The following is a 2450-nucleotide window of genomic DNA, read 5'->3' as shown; positions in this document are numbered from 1 at the left end:
GCCAGCAGGAGGGATAGAACCAATGGCCGGAAACACGTACGCGGCCGCCGCACCCGCACTCAGCAAACGAACAGTGACAGGTGCGTTCTGCGGCCTGCTCCTGGTGATGCTGCTCGCCTCGATCGACCAGACGATCGTGGCCACGGCGTTGCCGACGATCGTCGGTGACCTGGGCAGCCTCACCGACGTCTCGTGGGTCGTCACCGTCTACCTGCTGGCGTCGACCGCGACCTCGCCGATCTGGGGCAAGTTCGGCGACCTGTTCGGGCGCAAGAAGATCCTTCTGATCACCATCGGCATCTTCCTCGTCACGTCCGCGCTCTGCGGCCTCGCGCAGGACATGACCCAGCTGATCCTGTACCGGGCGGCGCAGGGCATCGGCGGCGGCGGCATGATGGCCATGGCGATGGGCGCGGTCGGCGACATCGTCTCCCCGCGGGAACGCGGCAAGTACCAGGGCTTCATCCAGGCGACGTTCGCACTGTCCAGTGTGGTCGGTCCGCTCGCCGGCGGGTTCTTCGTGGACCACGCCAGCTGGCACTGGATCTTCTTCATCAACCTGCCGCTCGGCGCGGTCGCGGTCGCGTTCCTCGTGGCGCTCTTCCCCGGCCACGGCGGGGTGCGGCAGGCGAAGGTCGACTACCTCGGTGCCGCGCTGATGTCCTCGTCGGTGGTCAGCCTGCTGCTCGTGCTCACCTGGGGCGGTCAGCGTTACGCCTGGGACTCGCCGACCGTCCTCGGGCTCGGCGCCGCGTTCCTCGTGCTCGGGGCGAGCTTCCTGTTCTGGGAGACCAGGGCCAAGGAGCCGGTGCTGCCGCTGCGGATGTTCCGGCACCCGGTCATCGCGACCGCGTCGGCGGTGCTGTTCGTCGGTTACGTCGCGTTCTTCTCCGCTCTCGTGTACCTGCCGCTGTTCATCCAGATCGTGCAGGGCGCGGACGCCACCGACTCCGGCCTGCAGCTCGTGCCCATGATGGCAGGCGTGCTCGTCTCGACGTTCGTGTCGGGCCGCCTGATCACCAGGACCGGCAAGTACAAGATCTGGCCGGTGGTCGGTATCGCCGTGGTGCCGGTGGCGATGTTCCTGTTCTCCACCATGGACTCCGGGACGCCACTGTGGGTGACCTCGCTGTACATGGTGGTCTTCGGCCTCGGTTTCGGCGTCATCTCGCCGGTGCTGATGATCGCCGTGCAGAACGCGGTGGAGCGGCGCGACATGGGCACGGCGTCCGCGGCCGCGCAGTTCTTCCAGGCGCTCGGCGGCTCGATCGGTGTCGCGGTGTTCGGCGCGCTGCTGAACTCCTACGTCGGCAGCGGCAAGAACCTGTTGAACAGCCCCGAGCAGATCCGCGCGCTACCGGCGAACGTGCGCGGCCCGCTGATCCAGTCCGTGCAGGACGGCCTGCACGCGGTGTTCATCGTGGCGATCTTCGTCGCGGTCGCGGGCTTCCTGATCATGTTGACGCTCAAGGAGATCCCGCTGAAGTCCAACCAGCACGGCGGCCAGCGGGGCGGCGGGCCGCAGCAGCACACGCACAACGGCAACGGGCAGAACGGCAACGGTCAGGTGCCGGCGGCCGCCGTCGCCGAAGGGAGCGAGACCCGTGGCAGGTAACAAGGAAGTCGTCCGGCGGATCGTCGACGAGGTCGTCAACGCCGGGAACTACGCGGTGGTGCGGGAGCTGTTCGCACCGGACTTCGCGATCCACAAGGCGGGCATGAGCTTCCCGCCCGGCCCGGAGGCGTTCAAGATGGCGGTCCGCGAGTGGCGGGACGCGTTCCCGGACTACCGGGTGCACGTCGTCCGGCTGATCGCCGAGGGCGAGTACGTGACCTGCCTGTTCACCGCGGAGGGCACGCACACCGGCTCACTGCGCGGGATGCCGCCGACGGGCAAGGCCTTCACGGTCACCGCCGCGGAGGTGCACCGGCTCGTCGACGGGCTGGTCGTCGAGTCGTGGCTCGCCGACGACCTGCCCCGGATCCTCACCGACACGGGCCTCATGGCCCCCACGGCCAACAACCAGTGGTCCTGAGACAACGCGCGCTCCGCAAGCTCCGCGCGGAAAGGAAGAACGATGGCCGACCGCTACCTGTTGCTCTACGACGCCTCCGGCGTGCTGATCCGCGAGACCGAGAGCGGGGGCAAGACCAGGACCACCGGCTCGTGGGAGGCGATGTCCCAGCTCTCCGGCCGGACCGACGCCGTGCAGGCACTGGTGACGGAGATCGAGAAGGACGCCGCCGCCGTGCTGATGAAGGAGGTCACCGGCCTGGGCCTGGACCGCTACCTCGACATCGAGGTCGGCGCGTACGGGTCCACCGACCTCGCCGCCCTGGTCCCGCGGGCCAAGGCGGCCGCGGAAGCCAAGTACGGCACCGACCTGGTGACGGTCGCGGTGGCCGGCCCGGCGTCGGTCGCCGCGCTGGCGGCCGTGGCGGACGTCGTG

The 2450-nt window shown here is 69.1% G+C and carries 2 protein-coding genes and 1 pseudogene; all 3 read left to right on the top strand.

All coding sequences use genetic code 11. The features are described 5' to 3' along the window. Positions 1–1615, top strand: a 1615-nt coding sequence (locus ACJ73U_RS04135; RefSeq protein WP_407776160.1) for an MDR family MFS transporter, incomplete at its 5' end; no start/stop codon positions are given. Then, on the top strand, positions 1605–2036 hold the full coding sequence (locus ACJ73U_RS04130) for an ester cyclase (RefSeq protein WP_407776159.1): 432 nt from the start codon (positions 1605–1607) through the stop codon (positions 2034–2036). The genes ACJ73U_RS04135 and ACJ73U_RS04130, both read left to right, overlap by 11 nt. 42 nt (positions 2037–2078) lie before the next feature. Beyond that, positions 2079–2450: pseudogene (locus ACJ73U_RS04125) on the top strand (hypothetical protein); the annotation flags it as partial.

Source organism: Actinophytocola sp. (assembly GCF_045807065.1).
Taxonomy (GTDB): domain Bacteria; phylum Actinomycetota; class Actinomycetes; order Mycobacteriales; family Pseudonocardiaceae; genus Actinophytocola.
This window is presented reverse-complemented; position numbering and strand designations above follow the sequence as displayed.